Below are 18,834 nucleotides of genomic sequence, written 5' to 3' on the forward strand. Positions count from 1 at the left end.
GAGGATCCCATGGCGAAGGCTACCCCGAGCAATCCCTGGACGAAGCCGGCCGGCAGGCCCGTCGCCGGCAAGCCGATCCCGCGTCCCTCCCGGAGCGCCGACGTGCAGGCCTACATCCCCGAGATGGTGAAGGGGCTGGGGCTCACGATGAAGCACTTCTTCAAGAACACGAAGGAGATGGTGCTCGGCCAGAAGCCGGACCCGGTGCTCAACGCGCTCGAGCCGGGGGTCACGACGATCAGCTACCCCGAGGAGAAGCGCCCCTACCCGGAGCGCTTCCGGGGCATCCACCGGCTCACCCTGCGCGAGGACGGCTCGCCCCGCTGCGTCGCGTGCCTCTGCTGCTCGACCGCGTGCCCGGCGCAGTGCATCGCGATCGATCCGGCCGAGTACCCCGAGGGGGATCGGCGGCACGGCTACGAGCGGTTCCCGAGCAGCTTCGTCATCGACGAGCTCCGCTGCGTCTTCTGCGGCTACTGCGTCGAGGCGTGCCCCGTCGACGCGATCCGCATGGACACGGGCCTCCACGCGGTGCCCTACGACTCGCGCGAGCAGTTCATCTACCGGCGCGATCTCCTCATGAGCCTCACCGATCGCTCGGGCTCGCGGCTGACGGCGAACAAGCGCCACGAGCCGGGCGACCCGACGCACCCCGGCCTCACGCGCGAAGCCGCGGATCACTGAGCCAGCCTCGCCGGAGCCCCCTCGCCTGGGCGCGGTTCTGCTAGAACGGCGAGCCATGGCGACGACGTACGGCTCCTTCGAGGCGGTCATCGGGCTCGAGGTCCACGCGCAGCTCCTCACCCGCACCAAGGCGTTCTGCGGCTGCGCGACCAGCTTCGGCGACCCGCCGAACACGCACACCTGCCCGGTCTGCCTCGGCCTCCCGGGCTCGCTCCCGGTGCTGAACCGCGACGCCGTCCGGATGGCGGTGAGCGCCGCGCTCGCGCTCGGCTGCGAGATCCAGGAGAGCAGCATCTTCGCGAGGAAGAACTACTTCTACCCGGACCTCCCGAAGGGCTTTCAGCTCAGCCAGTACGATCGGCCGCTCGCGCTGCGCGGCGCCCTCGAGATCGAGACCGAGGCCGGCAAGCGGCGGGCGGGCATCACGCGCGTCCACATGGAGGAGGACGCCGGCAAGAACCTCCACGGCATCGGGGGCCTGTCGGTCGTCGATCTCAACCGCGCCGGCACGCCGCTCATCGAGATCGTCGGCGAGCCCGACCTCCGCTCGGGCGCCGAGGCCGCCGAGTACCTGAAGCGGCTGCGCGAGATCCTGATGTTCATCGGCGTCAACGACGGCAACCTCGAGCAGGGGAGCTTCCGCTGCGACGCCAACGTCTCGGTCCGCCCGGTCGGGGAGGCGAAGCTCGGCACGCGGACCGAGCTCAAGAACATCAACTCGTTCCGCTTCGTGGCCGAGGCGATCGATCTCGAGATCCGGCGGCAGATCGCGCTCATCGAGCAGGGCGGCCGGGTGCGGCAGCAGACCCGCGGGTACAACGCCGAGAAGAAGGAGACGTACCTCCTCCGCGACAAGGAGAACGAGTCCGGCTACCGCTACTTCCCCGAGCCGGACCTGCCGCCGCTCGTCGTGGACGAGGCGTTCCTCGCCGAGGTGCGCGCCGCGCTCCCGGAGCCGCCGGCCGACAAGCGCCGCCGCTTCGCCGAGTCGCTCGGGCTGACGCCGTACGCGGCGCAGGTCCTGACCGGCCACCCGCAGATCGCGGCGTTCTTCGAGGAGGCGGCGCGCCTCCACGGCGACGCGGTGAAGGTCGCGAACTTCGTCCAGGGCGAGGTGCTGCGCGACACCCGCACGGCGGGCCTGTCGGCGACGTTCCCGGTCTCCCCGGCGCAGGTGGCCGGGCTGCTCCGCCTCGTGGACGAGGGCGCGATCAGCGGCAAGCAGGCCAAAGAGGTGTACATGGAGATGGCCGGCACCGACCGGGCGCCCGGCGACATCGTCCGCGACAAGGGGATGGCCGTGATGAGCGACGCCGGCGCGATCGAGGCGATCGCCGCCTCGATCATCGCCGCGAACGAGAAGCAGGCGGCGGCGTACCGCGCCGGCAAGACCGCGCTGCTCGGCTTCTTCGTCGGGCAGATCATGAAGAAGACCGGGGGCAGCGCGAACCCGGCCGTCGTGAACGACGTCCTCAAGCGGCTGCTCGAGGGCGCCCCCGCCGCCGGCGCGTGAGGGAGCCGTCCCGCCGGGCGCTCGCCACGAACTTGGCGAGCGGCGGCCTCGCCGCGGTCATCTGCATCCCGTATGCGGTCGCCTGCGACGCCCGGGCGCGCCGAGGCTTCCTCTCCGTGCAGCTCCACGCCAAGGATCGCCCCGCCGCCTGAACCGCCCAGCGACCAGGACACCCGAAGCATGGTCAGCGCTCTTCCCTTCGACGCCCTCCGGTTTCCGCTCCGCACCGCCGGCTTCGTCGGCCTCACCTTCGGCATGTACGGCCTGCTCGAGATCGACACCGCGCTCTCCAGCGACGCCGATCGCGAGGTGGTCCTCCATACATGGATGCGCCGTTATGGGCGCGCGCTCCTGAAGTTGTACGGCCTCGACGTGCGCGCCGGCGGTCTCGTCCAGGCGGAGCCCACGCGCGGCCCCGCCGGCGGCGCGGCCGACCCGGCCGTGGCGAGCGGGGCGTACTACCCCGGGCGCGATCCGGGCGGCGTCGGGCGGCTGTTCGTGATGAACCACCGGTCCGCGCTCGACATCATGGTCACGCTCGCGTTCTTCGAGGCGACCGTCGTGAGCCGCGCCGACCTCGCCGGCTGGCCGGTCATCGGCATGGCGGCGCGCCGCGTCGGAACGCTCTTCGTCGACCGGTCGAGCAAGCGCAGCGGCTCCGCGGTCGTGCATGCGATGTGCACCGCGCTCAAGCGCGGCCGTGGTGTGATGGTTTACCCCGAGGGGACCACGTTCTCCGGAGATGAGGTGCGGCCGTTCCGCGCGGGCGGCTTCACCGCGGCCTGCCGCGTCGGCGCCGAGATCGTCCCCGTCGGCCTCGCGTACGGCGGCGCGGACTCGTCCTACGCCGACGAGTCGTTCGCGGCGCACATGGCCCGGGTGAGCCGTACGCGACATATCCCCGCGGCGATCGAGGTCGGCGCGCCCATCGCCACGGCAGGCCAGGACGTCGGCGCGGTCCGCGACGAGTCGCACCGGGCCGTCCAGGCGCTCGTCCACCGCGCCCGCGCGCGGCTCAGCGCCGACGTATAGGCGCCCGGCCCCGCTCCTGCGCCGCTGGCTTCTGCGATCGGCCCTCGCTACGATGCGGGCCGCCGGCGACCATCATGGAGCGTGAAGGCAACCCCAGCGAGACCGCCATGGCCTGGCAGGTCCTGAAGCAGCCCCGCGGCGGGGCGATCCATAATGAGCTGATGTTCCTGGCGGACGCGAGCGAGCAGCTCACCGGATCGTTGGATCCGCACACGATCCTGGAGCGTCTCGCGCGCCTGTCGGTCCCCTTCCTCGCGGACTGGTGCACGGTCGATCTGATCGAGCGCGGCGCCGCCGACGCGATGGGCCTGGTCAGCTCCGTGCCGCCGCCGTCGCCGCTCTCCGAGGCCGACGGGCCGCCGTTCGCGCCGGGGGTGAGCGCGCTCGACGTCACGCCCGCGCCGGGGATCTACGCGCAGCGCCGCCAGCGCGCCGCCGCCGAGGCGGCGGGGGCCGATCGCGCGGGGCAGGCGGGCGCGCCGAAGAACCGGTTCTGCCGGGTCGCGGCCAAGCACGTGAACCCCGAGCGCGAGGGGCTGCTGCGCGCGATCTCGCCCGACGCCGAGGAGCGCCTCGGCATCGCCAAGGTGCTGCACAGCGGCGAGTCCGAGCTCCTGCACGAGCTCGACGGCGAGCAGGGCGAGGAGGCCGCCGAGCGCGCCGCCGCGCTGGAGCAGCTCGGCACGCGCTCGGCCATGGCGGTGCCGCTCATCGCGCGCGGCCGCAAGCTCGGCGTGCTCTCGTTCGGCGTCTCCGAGTCGAACCGCATCTACTCCGCCGACGACCTCGTGCTCGCGGCCGAGCTCGCGCACCGCGTGGCGCTGGCGCTCGACAACGCCTACCTCTACCGGAAGGCGGAGGAGGCGCGCCAGTCCGCGGAGCGGAGCGCGGACCGCGCCGCCTGGCTGTTCGCGGTCACGGCCGCGCTGTCCGACGCGATCACGCCGCCCGCGGTGCTCCGCGTGCTCGCGAGCGACGTCGTCGCGGCCGCCGGCGCGGTGACGGGCATGGTGGCGCTGCGCGCCGGGCTCGGCGGCGAGCTCGAGACGGTGCGCTCGACGGGGTACCTGGAGGCGCAGATCGCGCGCTTCAAGACGTTCGAGCTGAGCGCGGAGCTGCCGCTCGCGCGGGCGGTCCGCGAGCGGCAGCCGATCTTCCTCGAGTCGGACGAGCGCTTCGTCGAGTTCGAGCCGGGCTTCGTGTCCTGCTGCGCCGCCACGGGCGAGCGCGCGTACGCCGCGATCCCGCTCTTCCTCGAGGGGCGCGTGCTCGGCGCCGTGGGCTTCGGCTTCTCGGCGCCGCAGTCGTTCTCCGAGGACGATCGGGCGTTCATGCTCGCGCTGGTCCAGCAGAGCGCGCAGGCGCTCGAGCGGGCTCGCCTCTCCGCGCTGCAGACGGAGGAGGCGATGCACCTCTCGCACGAGGTGCTCAAGCAGATGCCCGAGGCGATCCTCGTCACCGACGTCGAGGGCAACATCCGGTACTGGATGGGCGAGGCCGAGTCGATCTTCGGCTACCTCTCCGAGGAGATCGTCGGCAAGAGCATGGCGCTCCTGCACCGCGAGGACGCCCGCGACGAGACCACGCGGAGGATCCTCCAGCAGATCGAGGACGCGCGCACCTTCGTCGGCGAGGTCCCGTGCGTGCGGCGCGACGGCTCCGAGGTGCCGATCGAGGTGACCGCGTACGCGGTCCACGACCAGGAGGGCCGCCCGCTGTTCCTGGTCGGCATCCACCGCGACATCACCGATCGGAAGCGGGCCGAGGAGGAGCGCGCGCGGCTCATCCGGGTGCAGGCGGCGCGCGCCGAGGCCGAGGAGGCGGCGCGGCGCTTCGCCTTCCTGGCGGAGCTCAGCACGGCGCTCGCCGCGTCGCTCGACTTCACGGCCACGCTCCAGTCGCTCGCGCGGCTCGCCCTCCCGGTGCTCGCCGATTTCTGCCTGGTGGACATCGATGACGGCCTCGGCCTGCGCCACGTCGCGGTCGCGCACGTGAGCCCGCTGAAGGAGCCGCTCCTCCGGTACTTCCACCCGAGCCGCGTCGACGGCGAGCCGGGCCCGGTGGCGCGCGTGCTGCGCACGGGCCGGTCGGAGCTCTACGCCGACGTGCGCGGGGACGTGCTGCTGCACGACGCGATGACGAGCGAGGAGGCCGCGGCCAACCGGGCGCTCGCGCCGCTCTCGTACCTCGTGGTGGCGCTCCGGGCGCGCGGGCGGATCCTCGGCGCCATCTCGCTCGTGTCGTCGGAGTCCGGCCGGTTCTTCGAGCGGTCCGACGTCGCCTTCGCCGAGGAGGTCGCGCACCGCGCCGCGCTCGCGCTCGACAACGCGCGGCTGTACCGCGAGGTGCAGGACGCGAACCGGCTGAAGGACGAGTTCCTCGGGACGGTGTCGCACGAGCTGCGCACGCCGCTCAACGCGATCCTCGGCTGGGCGCGGATGATGCAGGCGGGCTCGCTCGATCGGGTCGCGGAGACGCGGGCCCTGTCGGCGATCGAGCGCAACGCCGAGCACCAGGTGACGCTCATCGACGAGCTGCTCGACGCGTCGCAGGTCGTGACGGGCACGCTGAAGATCGAGCGGCTCGCGGTGGAGCTGACGCTGCCGGTGCAGACGGCGGTCGAGTCGATCCTCCCCTCGGCCGCCGGCAAGGGCGTGGCGATCGAGACGAGGCTCGATCCCGAGGGCGTGTTCGTGGAGGGCGATCCGGCGCGGCTCCAGCAGGTCGTGTGGCACCTCCTGTCGAACGCGGTGAAGTTCGCGCGGCCCGGGGGGCTGGTCCAGGTGCAGCTCTCGCAGGACGAGCGCCACGCCGAGATCAAGGTGATCGACGACGGGGAGGGCATCTCGGCGGACTCGCTGCCGCACGTGTTCGAGCGGTTCCGGCAGGAGGACAACAGCGGCGCGCGCCGCCACGGCGGCCTCGGCCTGGGGCTGTCGATCGTGCGGCACGTCGTGGGGCTGCACGGCGGCGCGGTGCGCATCACGAGCGCCGGCCCCGGGCGCGGGACGACGTGCGCGGTGCAGCTGCCGCTGTCGACGGGCGCCACGGCGACGGCGCTGACGAGCGCCGGCATCGCGCCCGACCCGCGCAACCCGTTCCCGCGGCTCTCGGGCGTGCGCGTGCTCATCGCGGACGACGATCCCGACACGCTCGCGATGCTGACGTCGGTGCTGCGGCGTTGCGGGGCCGAGGTCAGCACGGCGACGTCGAGCGCCGAGGCGCTCAAGCTGCTGGAGACGTCGGAGCCGGCGCTGCTCGTGGTCGACATCGGGATGCCGGGCGAGGACGGGTACTCGCTGATCCGGAAGGTGCGGGACCTCTTGCCGCGCAAGGTGGGGCGGACGCCGGCGCTGGCGCTGACGCCGTACGCGCGGACCGAGGACCGGGTGCGGGCGCTCGCGGCCGGCTACCAGATGCACGTGCCCAAGCCGATCGAGCCGATCGAGCTGGCGGCGGCGGTGAAGAGCCTGGCGACCGGGCTCCTGCCGTGGTCGCGCGAGGAGTGACCGGGGGTCCAGGCCCGCGGCTGCTATAGCGGAAGGGCGGGCTCCCCGGGAGCGACGCCGCGTCATCCCCGGTTGCGCGCGCGAGCCGCGCCTCGCTGTGCTCGATCTGCTCGGCGGGCGCCGCGTGACCGGCGCCGGTGGTGACGCGACCTCGCTCGCCGAGGGGACGGGCGCCCAATGCCCAGCGCGTCGCGTCGTCGCGCCCGGTCCATGGACCATGCGTTGCACACCTCGCAGCCGACGGGCAGTGGAGTGGTCGCGGCGCGGAGCATGCCTATGCGGATCCTCGGAAAAACGACGCTGGCGGCAATCCTGGGCACCTCGCTCCCGCTCGCCGCCGCGGCGAGGGCCGCGGCGCCCTCCGGCGCGGCGCCCGGGTCCTCGTCCTCCGGGAGCTGGTCTCACGGCTCCAAGGATTTCTTCGGCGCCGCGTACGAGAGCTACGATGCGGACCTGAAGTATTCGGCGCGCTCCGATACGGCCCCGATCAGCAAGGTTTGGTTCACGGGGGCGAGCGGCATCCTGACCGAGGTGTATTGGCCGACGAACGACACCCCGCAGACACGGGACAGTCAGCTCCTGGTCACGGGCGGCGGTCGAGGCCTCTTCGAGGAGCGGCGAGACGCGCGGCGGAGCATCTCCTGGATCGAGGAGGGCGTGCCGGCCTTCCGGGTGATCTCGGAAGACCCGGGCGGCAGGTTCAGGATCGAGAAGACGATCTTCGCCGATCCCGATCGCGACGTGGTCCTGCAGCGGCTGAAGATCACCCGGAACGCCCGGGGGCTCAGGTTCTTCGTCCTTCACAACCCCGGCGCGGGGAACACGCCGCTCGGCGACAGCGCCATGGCGAGCACCGGAGATGCGCCGGGAGCCGGGTTGTTCGCCTGGCAAGGCCCCTTTGCGCAGGCCCTCGTGGCCTCCGTCCCATGGCGCGACGCCACGGCCGGCTTTTCAGGGACCGCGAGCGACGGATATCGGGACCTGACGAAACATCGCACGCTGACCGCGCATTACCGCGACGCGACGGACGGAGATGTCGTGCTCACCGGGGAGCTGGACATCCCGCTCTCCCCCGGGGTCACCGAGCTCACGCTGGCGCTCGGGTTCGGACGCGACATCGGCGAGGCCTACCGCGCCGCCCGGGCGTCGCTCCGCGACGGGCCCGGCGCCCTCCTCGACAGGTACCGCGCCCAGTGGCGCGCCTATCAGGCGTTCCTCCGCCCGCTCGGGAGCGCTTCGCGCGGCCTCGCGCGCCTTTACCGCAGCTCCGTGGCGGTCCTGAAGTCCCTGGAGGACCGGACGCACCCAGGGGCCTTCATCGCGTCGCCGTCCGTACCCTGGGGCGACGTCAGGCTCGACCGGGCGAGCGCGATCTCGCCGCGGACCTCGGACAGGATCACGGGCGGCTATCACCTCGTGTGGCCGCGCGACCTCGTCCAGATCTCGCTCGCGCTGCTCGCCGCCGGCGACGCGCGCTCCCCCCTGGCCGCGACGCGGTTCCTGAGCGGCATCCAGCTCTCCGCGTCCGACGGCACATGGGATTTCGGCGCACTCCATGTGTCGAAAGAGGGGTCGTTTTACCAGAACACCTGGTCCGACGGGGCGCCGTACTGGAAAGGCCTTGAGCTCGATCAGGTCGCGCAGCCGATCGACCTCTGTTATCACATCCATAAAGAGCAGCTCGTCGCCGCCGACGCATGCTGGGATCTCGTGCGCCGCGCGGCCGACTTCCTCGTGGCCTTCGGCCCCTGGACCCCGCTCGATCGATGGGAGGAGGTGTCGGGCGTCTCGCCGTCGACCCTCGCCTTCCTCTGCGCCGCGCTCGTCCATGCGGCGGAGATCGCGGGCACGAGGGGGGACCGCGATCGCCAGGCCCGGTACAGGGAGACCGCCGAGCGCTGGGCCAGGCAGGTCGACGGCTGGACGTTCACGACTCGAGGGAGCATCGGCAAGGGGCGGTATTACGAGCGCGTCGACGGGGCCGGTGGCCCGGACGCCCCGAGGGACCCGAACGACGATCGAGGCTACGTCCTGCGAGGGCGCTTCTGGCTGGAGCGCGACGTCGTCGATTGCGGCTTCCTCCGGCTCCCCGTGCTCGGCGTGCGCCCGGTGCTCGCGGCGGACATCACCGATTCGGTGGCGGCGTGCGACGCCGCGCTGCGCGTCGAGATCCCGGGGCTCGGCCCAGGATTCCACCGCTACGTCGGCGACGCGTATGGCTTCGATCCGCGCACGGGGGCGCGGACGCGAGGCATGTTGTGGCCGATCCTCACGGGCGAAAGGGCCGAGTACGAGCTCGCGCGGGCGCTCGAGGAGTCCGGCTCCTCCGCGGCGGCGCGGAAGCGGATGCGGCCCTACCTCGACGCGATGGCGCGCTTCGCGAACGCGACCCACATGCTGCCGGAGCAGGTCTTCGATAGCGGGCCTCGCGCCGGCCAGGCGACCGGCGCGGCGGCGCCCCTCGGGTGGGCGCACGCCGAGCTCGTCACGGTCCTGCGCGAGCACGACGACGGGAGGCTCTTCCGCCTGCCGATCCGCGTCACCGGACCGCACACGGGCGCCCGACGGCAGTGAGGCCCGGCTTCCTGCTCCCGAGCAGCCCCACGGCCGCGAGCGCCACGGCGGCCGCGCCCGCCGCCTGGAGCCACCGGCCGCGCCGCGCCCGCCGCCGCTCCGCCGCGAGCCGCGCGAGCCGCCGACCGCCCGCCCAGAGGAGCGCCACCGCGCCGGCCGGCGCCGCGGCGAGCGCCGCCGCCTTCGCGCGCGGCACCATGTATACCTCCGCCGGGCCTGGCAGGTACGCGCGCTCGGGGTAGTCGCCCGTCGGCCCCTCGGGGCCGTGCAGCGTCGCCATGCGCACGACCTGGGCCAGGTGCAGCGCCTTCCGGTCGGTCGTCTGCTGGATCTGCTCGCGGCAGCTGAAGCCGTCGGCCACGATCAGCGCGTCCTTCGGCGCCGACCGGACCGCGGGCAGCAGCACCCGCTCGCCGCACTGGATCGAGACGTCGTACTTGTCGCCCTCCTCGAAGCCGAAGGCGCCCGCCATCCCGCAGCAGCCCGAGTCGAGGAGGTCGGCGTCGAGGCCCATGCCGCGCAGCACGTCGCGCTCGCCGTCCATCCCGAGGATCGCCTTGTGGTGGCAGTGGCCGTGCACCACGGCGCGCCGGTCGAGCCGCGGCAGCTCGCGCCCACGCGGGCCGAGCAAAGGCCGGCCGGGATCGCCGTCCGGCGCCCCCTTCAGGAAGTCGCCGAACATGTGCGTCAGCTCCCGGAGCCTCGACGCCACCGGGTCGTCGGGGAAGAGCCCGTGGAGCTCGTCGCGGAAGACCGAGACGCAGCTCGGCTCCAGGCCGACCACCGGCACGCCGCGCTCGATCGGGTCGCGCAGCGCGCTCATCACGTCGCGCAGCATGCGCTTGGCCGTCGTGAGAAAGCCGAAGTCGTAGAGCGGCCGGCCGCAGCAGAGCTGCTGCTCCGGGACGATCACCTCGTAGCCCGCCCACTCGAGCACCTCGGTCGCGGCGATCGCCGTGTCCGGGAAGAAGTGATCGTTGAACGTGTCCGGCCAGAGCAGCACCTGGGGCGCGCCGGCGTTGCGCCGCGGCCGGCCGTGGAACCACTGCCGGAACGACTGCCGCGCGAACGGCGGAATGCTCCGCTCGGGCGCGATGCCGGCGATCTTCTTGGCGATCGCGGCGAGGGCCGGCGTCTGCGTCACGAGGTTCGCGAGCCCGGGCACGCGCTGCCCGAGCCTCGCCCACCAGGTGATGAGCCCCATCGAGTACGCGGCGCGCGGCCGGAGCCGCCCCGCGTAGTAGTGCGACAGGAACTCCGCCTTGTAGGTGGCCATGTCGACGTTGAGCGGGCACTCGCCCTTGCACCCCTTGCACGCCAGGCACAGGTCGAGCGACTCCTTCACCGCGTCGTCGCGGAAGCCCCGGAGCTCGCTCCCCTCCAGCATCTCGAAGAGCAGCCGCGCCCGGCCGCGCGTGGTGTGCTCCTCCTCGTGCGTCGCCATGTAGCTCGGGCACATCGTGCCGCCGCCGTGGCGCCGGCACTTGCCGACGCCCACGCAGCGCATCGTCGCGCGCGTGAAGTCGCCGTCGTCGTCCGGGAAGCGGAAGTGCGTCTCCACGGCGGCCGGGCGGAAGCTCGCGCCGAGGCGGAGGTTCTCGGTGACGTCGTACGGGTCGACGACCTTGCCGGGGTTCATGCGAAAGGCGGGATCCCAGGCGGCCTTGAACCGGCGGAACGCCTCGATGAGCTCCTCGCCGTACATCTTCGGCAGGAACTGCGCGCGCGCCTGGCCGTCGCCGTGCTCGCCGGAGAACGAGCCGCCGTAGCGGACCACGAGGTCGGTCGCCTCGTCGAGGAAGCTCTTCCAGTTCCGGATGCCCTCGGCCGTCACCAGGTCGAAGTCCACGCGGCAGTGCACGCACGCCTGCCCGAAGTGGCCGTAGAGCGAGGGGTGGTAGCCGTGGCGATCGAACAGCGCGCGCAGGTCGCGGAGGTAGCCGCCCAGGTTGTCCGGGTGCACGGCCGAGTCCTCCCAGCCGGGCCACGTGTCGGGCTCGCCCGGGACGCGCGCGGTCGCGCCGAGCCCCGATTTGCGCACCTCCCAGAGCGCCTGCTCCTGCTCGGGGTCGTCGTACATCTTCATCGACGGCGGGTTCGGCCCGCGCGCGAGGGCGTCCATGGCGGCGCGCGCCCGCGCGTCGGCCTCCTCCCGCGTGTCGCCCCCGAACTCGACCAGGAGGAAGCCGCGGCCCTCCGGCAGATAGCGCAGGTAGCGCTCGTGCAGCCCCTTCTTGTGCATGTACTCGAGGAGCCGGTGGTCGAGCCCCTCGAGCGCGATCGGCCCGGAGCGCAGCACCTCGGGCACGTGGTCGCCCGCGGAGAACACGTCCGGGTAGCCCAGCACCACGAGCGACCGGAACCTGGGCCAGTCGACGAGGCGCAGGGTGGCCTCGAGCACCGTGACGCACGTGCACTCGGTGCCGACCAGGGCGCGCGCCACGTGGAAGCCGTTCTCCGGGAGCAGCTCGTCGAGGTTGTAGCCCGACACGCGGCGCGGGATCCGCGGGTAGCGGGCGCGGATGAGATCCGCGTACCGGTCGCGGATCGCGCGCAGCTCGGCGTAGATCTGCCCGCGCCGGCCGCCCTCGCGGACGATGGCGTCGAGCTCCTCCTCGCTCGTCGGCCCGACGCGCATCCGCAGGCCGTCGTAGGTCAGCACCTCGAGCTCGTGCACGTTGTCGACGGTGCGACCGCCGAGCACCGAGTGCACGCCGCAGGAGTTGTTGCCGATCATCCCGCCGAGCGTGCAGTACTCGTGGGTCGAGGGGTCGGGCGCGAACGTCAGGTCGAGCTCGTTCGCGGCGTCGCGCAGGGTGTCGAGCACCGTGCCCGGCAGGACCCGGGCGCGCTTGCCCGCGCGGTCGAGCGAGAGGACGCCGCGCATGTACTTCGAGAAGTCGAGCACGACCGCGACGTTGCACGTCTGCCCGGCGAGGCTCGTGCCGCCCCCGCGCGCGAGGATGGGCGCGCCGTGGCGGCGGCACGCGGCCACGGCGGCGATCACGTCGTCCTTGTGGCGCGGCACGACCACGCCGATGGGCAGCTGGCGGTAGTTCGACCCGTCGGTCGCGTAGAGCGCCCGGTCGCCCGCGGTGAAGCGGACCTCGCCCTCGACGGCGCGCGAGAGCTCGTCGGCGAGCGCCTCCACCTCCGCGCTCGCCGCGGGCGCGAGCCGGACGCGCCGCTCGCCGGGGAGCCGGATCACGCCGCGATCGATCTCGCGCTGGACTGGCTCGGAGGGCACGTCCTCCGCCGGAAACCTCTCCCTCTGCTGCTCGATGTGCTGCATGGTCCCCCCTCACACCGCGAAGCGCTCGGCGTCGGCGCGACGGAGCTCGAGGCCCATCCCGGGGCGCGAGAGGTCCGGGGCGAGCGCCCCGCCCGCGGGCGCCGCCGCGCCGTCGAAGAGCATTCGCTCGATGCGGACGTGATCGTGAAAGAACTCGAGGTGCGCGAGCCGCTGCACCGCGCACGCCGGGTGCAGGTGCAGCGACGGCGCGCAGTGGCCCGACAGGTCGAGCGAGCGCGCCTCGCACAGCGCCGCCGCGGCGAGGAAGCCGGTGATCCCGCAGCGGCTCGCGTCCGCCTGCAGGACGTCGACGGCGCCGGCGTCGAGCATGCGGCGGAAATAGACGAGGTCGTAGCCGTACTCGCCCGCCGCGACGTCCATGCCGGCGGGCGCCCGGTCGCGCAGGAGCCGCAGCCCGTCGAGGTCGTCCGAGGTCACGGGCTCCTCGAACCAGCGGACGCCCTCGTCGGCGAACCGCTCGGCGAGGGCGAGCGCCTGCTTGCGCGAGTAGGCCCCGTTGGCGTCGACGAACAGCGCGGCGTCCGGGCCGACGGCGCGGCGCGCCGCGCGCACGCGCGCGAGGTCGGCCGCGGGGTCGCGCCCCACCTTCATCTTCACGCGCGGGATGCCCTCGGCGACCCAGCCGCCGAGCTGCTCGGCGAGCTCAGCCTCGGTGTACGAGGTGAACCCGCCGCTGCCGTAGATCGGCGCGCGGTCGCGCGCCGTGCCGAGCAGCGTCGCGAGCGGCAGCGCGAGCAGGCGGGCCTTCAGGTCCCAGAGCGCCGCGTCGACGGCGGCGATGGCCATCTGCGCGATCCCGGGCCGGCCGAGGTTGCGGATGCTGCGCACCATCGCGGCCCACGCGCCCGGCACCGCCATCGCGTCGCGCCCGCGCACGACGCCGGCGAGCTTGTCGGCCACGAGCCGCGCCGCCGCGACGTCGGCGTACGTGTAGCCGAGCCCGCTCTCGCCGCCGGCGGACGCGTGCACGACGACCAGCGTCGTCTCGCGCCACTCGAGCGTGCCGTCCGACTCCGGCCGGTCGGTCGGGATGATGTATGCGGCCACCTCGATCCGCTCGACCGGGACCGCCGCGCGCTGCCTCGGATCGGCCATGGTCAACCCCGGTGCGGGATCCAGCTCTCGATCATGTCCCGGTACGCTTGGCGGATGATCCCGCGCGCGCCCGGGTCCCCCCGGAGCAGCGCCGTCGTGAGCATCCTCGCCTGCTTCACCGTGATGTGCGGCGGCAGCGGCGGGACCTCCGGGTCGGTCACCGCCTCGACAACGACCGGCCGGTCGACCCGGAAGGCCTCGTCCCAGGTGCGCGCGACCTGGTCCGGGCGGTCGATCCGCACGCCCGAGAGCCCGAGCGCCTCGGCGTAGGCCGCGTACGGGAAGTCCGGCAGCGTCTGGGACGCCTCGAGCTTGGGGTCGCCGCTCATCACGCGGAGCTCCCAGGTCACCTGGTTGAGGTCGCGGTTGTTGAGCACCAGCACGACGAGGCGCGGGTCCTTCCACTCGCGCCAGTACTTCGCCACGGTGACGAGCACGTTGATGCCGTTCATCTGCATCGCGCCGTCGCCGACCATCGCGACGACCGGGCGGTCGGGGAAGGCGAACTTCGCCGCGACCGCGTACGGCATCCCGGGGCCCATCGTCGCCAGCGTCCCGGAGAGCGAGGCCATCATGCCCTCGCGGATCTTGATGTCGCGCGCGTACCAGTTCGCCGACGAGCCGGAGTCGGCGGTCAGGATGCACCGGTCGGGCAGCCGCGGCGACAGCTCCCAGTAGACCCGCTGCGGGTTGAGCGGATGGGCGTCGTTCATCGCCCGCGCCTCGAGCACCTTCCACCAGTCGGCCACGCTCTCCTCGAGCTTGCGCCGCCACGAGCGGTCGGTCTTGAGCTTGAGGTAGGGGATGAGCGCCCGCAGCGTCTCGGCGCTGTCGCCGATCAGGTTCGACTCCATCGGGTAGCGCAGGCCGAGCATCCGGCCGTCGATGTCGATCTGGACGCCGCGCGCCTGGCCCTCTTCCGGCAGGAACTCCGGGTAGGGGAAGTTCGAGCCGACCATGAAGAGCGTGTCGCAGTTGGCCATCATCTCCCAGCTCGGCTTTGTGCCGAGCAGGCCGATCGCGCCGGTGACCCAGGGCAGATCGTCGGGGAGCGCCGCCTTGCCGAGCAGGGCCTTGGCCACGCCGCACCCGAGGATCTCGGCGACGCGCGCGACCTCCGGCGCGGCGCCGAGCGCGCCCTGGCCGATGAGCATGGCGACGCGCTTGCCGGCGTTGAGCACGTCGGCCGCGCGCCGCAGGTCCTCCTCCTTGGGCACCACGCGCGGCGACGAGTAGCCGAGGCCGGTGTGCACGGTGCCGTGCTTGTGCGGGGGCTCCTCGACGGCGTCCATCTCCTGGACGTCCTTCGGGACGATGACGCACGTGACCGTGCGCTCCGCCCGCGCGATGCGCATCGCGCGGTCGATGAGGTGCCGGACCTGCGCGGGCGAGGACGCCATCTGCACGTACTCGTGCGCGACGTCCTTGAAGAGCGTGACGAGATCGACCTCCTGCTGGTAGTGCCCGCCGAGCGCGGCGCGGTCCTGCTGGCCGACGATGGCCACGACCGGCTGGTGGTCCAGCTTCGCGTCGTAGAGCCCGTTCAGGAGGTGGATCGCGCCGGGCCCCGAGGTCGCCAGGCACACGCCCACCTCGCCGGTGAACTTCGCGTGGGCGCACGCCATGAACGCGCCCATCTCCTCGTGCCGCACCTGGATGAACCGCAGGTCCGGGACGCGGTGGAACGCGCCCACGATGCCGTTGATGCCGTCGCCTGGGTAGGCGTACACGCGCCGGACACCCCACGCGACGAGGCGCCTCAGCAGGAACTCGCCGACGGTCTGCGCCATGAGTCTTCTCCCCCGCGAGCCCGGAATGTGAGCTCGACCCTGCGCGGCGTGCGAACTCCGTGCCGCCTCGGCGCGCCGCGCGCTGCGTGCCGCGTCTGCGCGTGCGGGCGGGCGCTGCGCGCGCGGCGCCGCCGAGCGGCCGCGCGTGCGGCGAGCGCGCCGCGGAGGGGAGCTCGGCCGAAGCTCTCCGACTCGGGTGGCTGCTACGTCGCGAAATGGCGAGGCGACGGTGAGAGCGCGGATTTCGGCATTACCTCCTCGAGGTACCTTGAGGAAATCGCACTCCTTCCCGACACGCGCGCACAGCCATCCGCGCCAGCCCCGCGCCCTCGACTCGACCCCCTTCGCCGCGCGGCGTCGGCCGCCTGCGCGCATCGGTCGTGATGAGGGATAGCCATTGATTCGAAGATGCTGTTAGCCTGAAAGCGTCGTCCGCCATCACCCCGGATCACACGAACGGGAGGGAGGAATCATGCAATCGAACGTCAAGCTCGCGCGCTTCCATGCGCGCCTCGCCGTCGCTGCGGCCGCGTCCCTGGGCACGCTCGCGACGAGCGATCTCGCGCGGGGCGCGCCGTCGTACACCCTCTTCGAGAGCGGCCAGGTCCGCCCCCTCGCCATGTCGCCCGACGGCAAGCTGCTCCTCGCGCTCAACACGCCCGACGGCCGCCTCGAGGTCTTCCGGGCCAACCAGGGCGGCCTCTCCCATCGCGCGTCGATCCCGGTGGGCGTCGAGCCGGTCGCGGTCGCCGCCCGGACCAATGACGAGGTGTGGGTCGTCAATCACCTGTCCGACAGCGTGAGCGTCGTCGAGCTCGACCCCGGGGGCACCGGCGGGCGCGTGGTGCGCACCCTGCTGGTCGGCGACGAGCCGCGCGATATCGTCTTTGCCGGGCCGGGGCGGCGCCGCGCCTTCATCACGACCGCGCATCGCGGCCAGAACGTCCCCTTCGACCCGCAGTTCACGACGCCCGGCATCGGCCGCGCCGACGTCTGGGTCTTCGACGCGAACCACCTCGGCGCGTCGCTCGGCGGCGACCCGCTCACCATCGTCACCCTGTTCACCGACACCCCCAGGGCGCTCGCCGTGACGCCGGACGGCAAGCGCGTCTATGCGGCGGGCTTCCATTCCGGCAACCGGACGACCACCGTCAACGAGCAGGTCATCCCCGACGGCTTCGGGCCCGGCGGGACGCTCGGCCCGGCGACGAACGCGCAAGGCTTCCAGGCGCCGGAGGTCTCCCTCATCGTCCAGCACGACGGCGCCCACTGGAAGGACGAGGCCGGGCGCGACTGGGACCACGTCATCAAGCTCTCGCTGCCCGACAAGGACGTGTTCGCGATCGACGCGATGGCGAGCCCGCCCAGGCAGGTCAGCGGCCCCGCCGGCTTCTTCACCGGCGTCGGCACCATCCTGTTCAACATGGCGGTGAACCCCGTCAACGGGAAGATCTACGTCTCGAACACCGAGGCGCTCAACCTGCAGCGCTTCGAGGGGCCCGGCATCTTCGCCGGCAGCAGCCTGCGCGGGCACCTCCACGAGAGCCGGATCACCGTCCTCGGGGGCGGCTCGGTCGCGCCGCGGCACCTGAACAAGCACATCGATTACGCGAGCTGCTGCGCGCCGGCGCCCAACGCGGAGAGCGCGAAGAGCCTCGCCCAGCCCACGGGCATGGCCGTCTCCCCCGACGGCGAGACGCTCTATGTGGCGGCGCTGGGCTCGAGCAAGGTCGGCGTCTTCAGCACGGAGGAGCTCGAGGGCGACACGTTCGTCCCCGACCCGAAGAGCCATATCCCGGTGACCGGCGGCGGCCCGACGGGGCTCGTGCTCGACCCCGCGCGGCGCCAGCTCTACGTGATGACGCGGTTCGACAACGGCATCTCGATCGTCGACACCCGGAAGCGCAAGGAGGTGGCGCACGTCACGATGTTCACCCCCGAGCCCCCCGCCATCGTGAACGGCCGGCGTTTCCTCTACGACGCGGCGTTCTCCTCGAGCCACGGCGACTCGTCGTGCGCGAGCTGCCATATCTTCGGCGATTTCGACAGCCTGGCGTGGGACCTCGGCAACCCGGACGCCCCCGTGGAGCCGAACCCGGGTCCGTTCGGAAACATCACGAACCTCTTCACCGGCGAGCCGATGCCGACCGAATTCCACCCCATGAAGGGCCCCATGACGACGCAGAGCCTGCGCGGCATGGCCAACCACGGGCCCATGCACTGGCGCGGCGATCGGACGGGCGGCACCCCCGACGCGCCCTCTGCGCAGCCCGACACCGGCACGTTCGACGAGCGCGCGGCCTTCAAGAAGTTCCGGCCCTCCTTCACGGACCTGCTCGGGCGGCACGAGCTCATCCCGGAGGCCGATATGGAGGCCTTCACCGATTTCATCCTCAAGGTGACCTACCCGCCGAACCCCGTCCGGAACCTCGACAACTCGCTGACCCCCGCCCAGCAGCAAGCCGAGGATTTCTTCAACAACGTCGTCGTCGATATCACCGAGCGGTGCGGCGATTGCCACGCCGTGGACCCCGCCGCAAACCCGGAGTCCGACGCCCCGGGGTTCTTCGGCACGACGGCGTTCACCACCTTCGAGTTCCAGCCGATGGTGCTCAAGATCCCGCACCTGCGCAACGCTTACCAGAAGGTGGGGATGTTCGGCGCGGAGCTCCCGCTCTCGAACACCTTCGACGATTTCCCGTTCATGGGAGACCAGGTGCGGGGGTTCGGCTATATCCACGACGGGACGTTCGATACGATCTTCAGGTTCCTCCGGGTCTCGGATTTCTCGGATCAATTCGTGACGCCGTTCGCCGAGAACCCGACGGGCATCCCGGTCACGCCTCAGGGCGACGCGCTCCGCCGCGGGCTCGAGTCGCTCATCCTCGCGTTCCCGACCAACATGGCGCCCATCGTGGGCCAGCAGATCACGCTGACCCGCCACAACGCGCATACCGCGGCGCCCCGCATCCACCTGCTGCGCGCGCGCGCCGACGCCGGCGAGTGCGACCTCGTCGCGAGGACAAGCTTGCTCGGCCGATCGCTCGGCTATCATTACCTGGGCGGCGGCTACTTCTCCGCGAACCGCAGCGCCGCCCCGCCGCTCAGCGAGCCGCTGCTCCGGTACCTGGCCGTCGTGACCGGCCGCGAGCTGACGTATACCTGCGTGCCGCCCGGCTCCGGAGAGCGCGCGGGGATCGACCGCGACCTCGACGGCTTTCTCGACGGCGACGAAGAAGACGCCGGCAGCGATCCCGCCGATCCCTCGGACACGCCCTGACCCGCGCGCGGGCGCGCACATCGTCGCCCGTCGCCTCCTGCCGG

10 protein-coding genes are annotated in these 18,834 nt (G+C 72.5%); 7 read left to right on the forward strand and 3 right to left on the reverse strand.

Annotated elements, in window-relative coordinates; all coding sequences use genetic code 11:
- The first annotated feature begins 9 nt into the window (after positions 1–9).
- From NQZ70_RS03895 to NQZ70_RS03920, 6 genes are all read left to right on the forward strand, one after another.
- Positions 10–684: an NADH-quinone oxidoreductase subunit I gene (locus NQZ70_RS03895; protein WP_129573009.1), complete on the forward strand. Its 675-nt coding sequence runs from the start codon at positions 10–12 to the stop codon at positions 682–684.
- Between the two features lie 55 nt (positions 685–739).
- Entirely contained in the window at positions 740–2,197 is a 1,458-nt protein-coding gene (gene gatB / locus NQZ70_RS03900; protein WP_129573010.1) for an Asp-tRNA(Asn)/Glu-tRNA(Gln) amidotransferase subunit GatB, read from the forward strand.
- Positions 2,194–2,349 carry a hypothetical protein gene (locus NQZ70_RS03905; protein WP_165373770.1) on the forward strand — a complete coding sequence of 52 codons (156 nt, stop codon included), beginning with the start codon at positions 2,194–2,196 and terminating at the stop codon, positions 2,347–2,349. The genes gatB and NQZ70_RS03905 overlap by 4 nt, the downstream gene beginning before the upstream one ends.
- Before the next feature lie 28 nt (positions 2,350–2,377).
- Entirely contained in the window at positions 2,378–3,229 is an 852-nt protein-coding gene (locus tag NQZ70_RS03910) for a 1-acyl-sn-glycerol-3-phosphate acyltransferase (protein WP_165373771.1), read from the forward strand.
- Between the two features lie 107 nt (positions 3,230–3,336).
- Positions 3,337–6,738 carry a GAF domain-containing protein gene (locus NQZ70_RS03915; RefSeq protein ID WP_129573012.1) on the forward strand — a complete coding sequence of 1,134 codons (3,402 nt, stop codon included), beginning with the start codon at positions 3,337–3,339 and terminating at the stop codon, positions 6,736–6,738.
- A 270-nt stretch (positions 6,739–7,008) separates the two neighbouring features.
- Positions 7,009–9,312: a glycoside hydrolase family 15 protein gene (locus NQZ70_RS03920; RefSeq protein WP_165373772.1), complete on the forward strand. Its 2,304-nt coding sequence runs from the start codon at positions 7,009–7,011 to the stop codon at positions 9,310–9,312.
- On the opposite strand, the gene NQZ70_RS03925 is transcribed toward NQZ70_RS03920, so the two are convergent.
- From NQZ70_RS03925 to NQZ70_RS03935, 3 genes are read right to left on the reverse strand one after another with little or no spacing between them, the layout of a single operon-like run.
- On the reverse strand, positions 9,278–12,604 hold the full coding sequence (locus NQZ70_RS03925) for an FAD-binding and (Fe-S)-binding domain-containing protein (protein WP_129573014.1): 3,327 nt from the start codon (positions 12,602–12,604) through the stop codon (positions 9,278–9,280). The genes NQZ70_RS03920 and NQZ70_RS03925 overlap by 35 nt on opposite strands.
- A 9-nt stretch (positions 12,605–12,613) precedes the next feature.
- Positions 12,614–13,720 (reverse strand): enolase C-terminal domain-like protein, encoded by a 1,107-nt coding sequence (locus NQZ70_RS03930; protein WP_129573015.1) that lies wholly within the window; start codon positions 13,718–13,720, stop codon positions 12,614–12,616.
- A 2-nt stretch (positions 13,721–13,722) separates the two neighbouring features.
- Complete coding sequence (locus tag NQZ70_RS03935; RefSeq protein ID WP_129573016.1) at positions 13,723–15,510, reverse strand: thiamine pyrophosphate-requiring protein; 1,788 nt, start codon at positions 15,508–15,510, stop codon at positions 13,723–13,725.
- A 472-nt stretch (positions 15,511–15,982) separates the two neighbouring features.
- Between NQZ70_RS03935 and NQZ70_RS03940 the strand changes: the two genes are divergently transcribed.
- On the forward strand, positions 15,983–18,790 hold the full coding sequence (locus NQZ70_RS03940) for a hypothetical protein (protein ID WP_129573017.1): 2,808 nt from the start codon (positions 15,983–15,985) through the stop codon (positions 18,788–18,790).
- Positions 18,791–18,834 lie beyond the last annotated feature (44 nt).

The sequence above is a fragment of the Sorangium sp. So ce836 genome (genome assembly GCF_028553905.1).
GTDB lineage: Bacteria > Myxococcota_A > Polyangia > Polyangiales > Polyangiaceae > Sorangium > Sorangium cellulosum_D.

What these genes read in the sequence shown, in the direction of transcription:
- NQZ70_RS03895 (WP_129573009.1), top strand. Translation starts at nt 10, where the DNA reads ATGGCGAAGGCTACCCCGAGCAATCCCTGGACGAAGCCGGCCGGCAGG.
- gatB (WP_129573010.1), top strand. Translation starts at nt 740, where the DNA reads ATGGCGACGACGTACGGCTCCTTCGAGGCGGTCATCGGGCTCGAGGTC.
- NQZ70_RS03910 (WP_165373771.1), top strand. Translation starts at nt 2,378, where the DNA reads ATGGTCAGCGCTCTTCCCTTCGACGCCCTCCGGTTTCCGCTCCGCACC.
- NQZ70_RS03915 (WP_129573012.1), top strand. Translation starts at nt 3,337, where the DNA reads ATGGCCTGGCAGGTCCTGAAGCAGCCCCGCGGCGGGGCGATCCATAAT.
- NQZ70_RS03920 (WP_165373772.1), top strand. Translation starts at nt 7,009, where the DNA reads ATGCCTATGCGGATCCTCGGAAAAACGACGCTGGCGGCAATCCTGGGC.
- NQZ70_RS03925 (WP_129573014.1), bottom strand. Translation starts at nt 12,604, where the DNA reads ATGCAGCACATCGAGCAGCAGAGGGAGAGGTTTCCGGCGGAGGACGTG.
- NQZ70_RS03930 (WP_129573015.1), bottom strand. Translation starts at nt 13,720, where the DNA reads ATGGCCGATCCGAGGCAGCGCGCGGCGGTCCCGGTCGAGCGGATCGAG.
- NQZ70_RS03935 (WP_129573016.1), bottom strand. Translation starts at nt 15,510, where the DNA reads ATGGCGCAGACCGTCGGCGAGTTCCTGCTGAGGCGCCTCGTCGCGTGG.
- NQZ70_RS03940 (WP_129573017.1), top strand. Translation starts at nt 15,983, where the DNA reads ATGCAATCGAACGTCAAGCTCGCGCGCTTCCATGCGCGCCTCGCCGTC.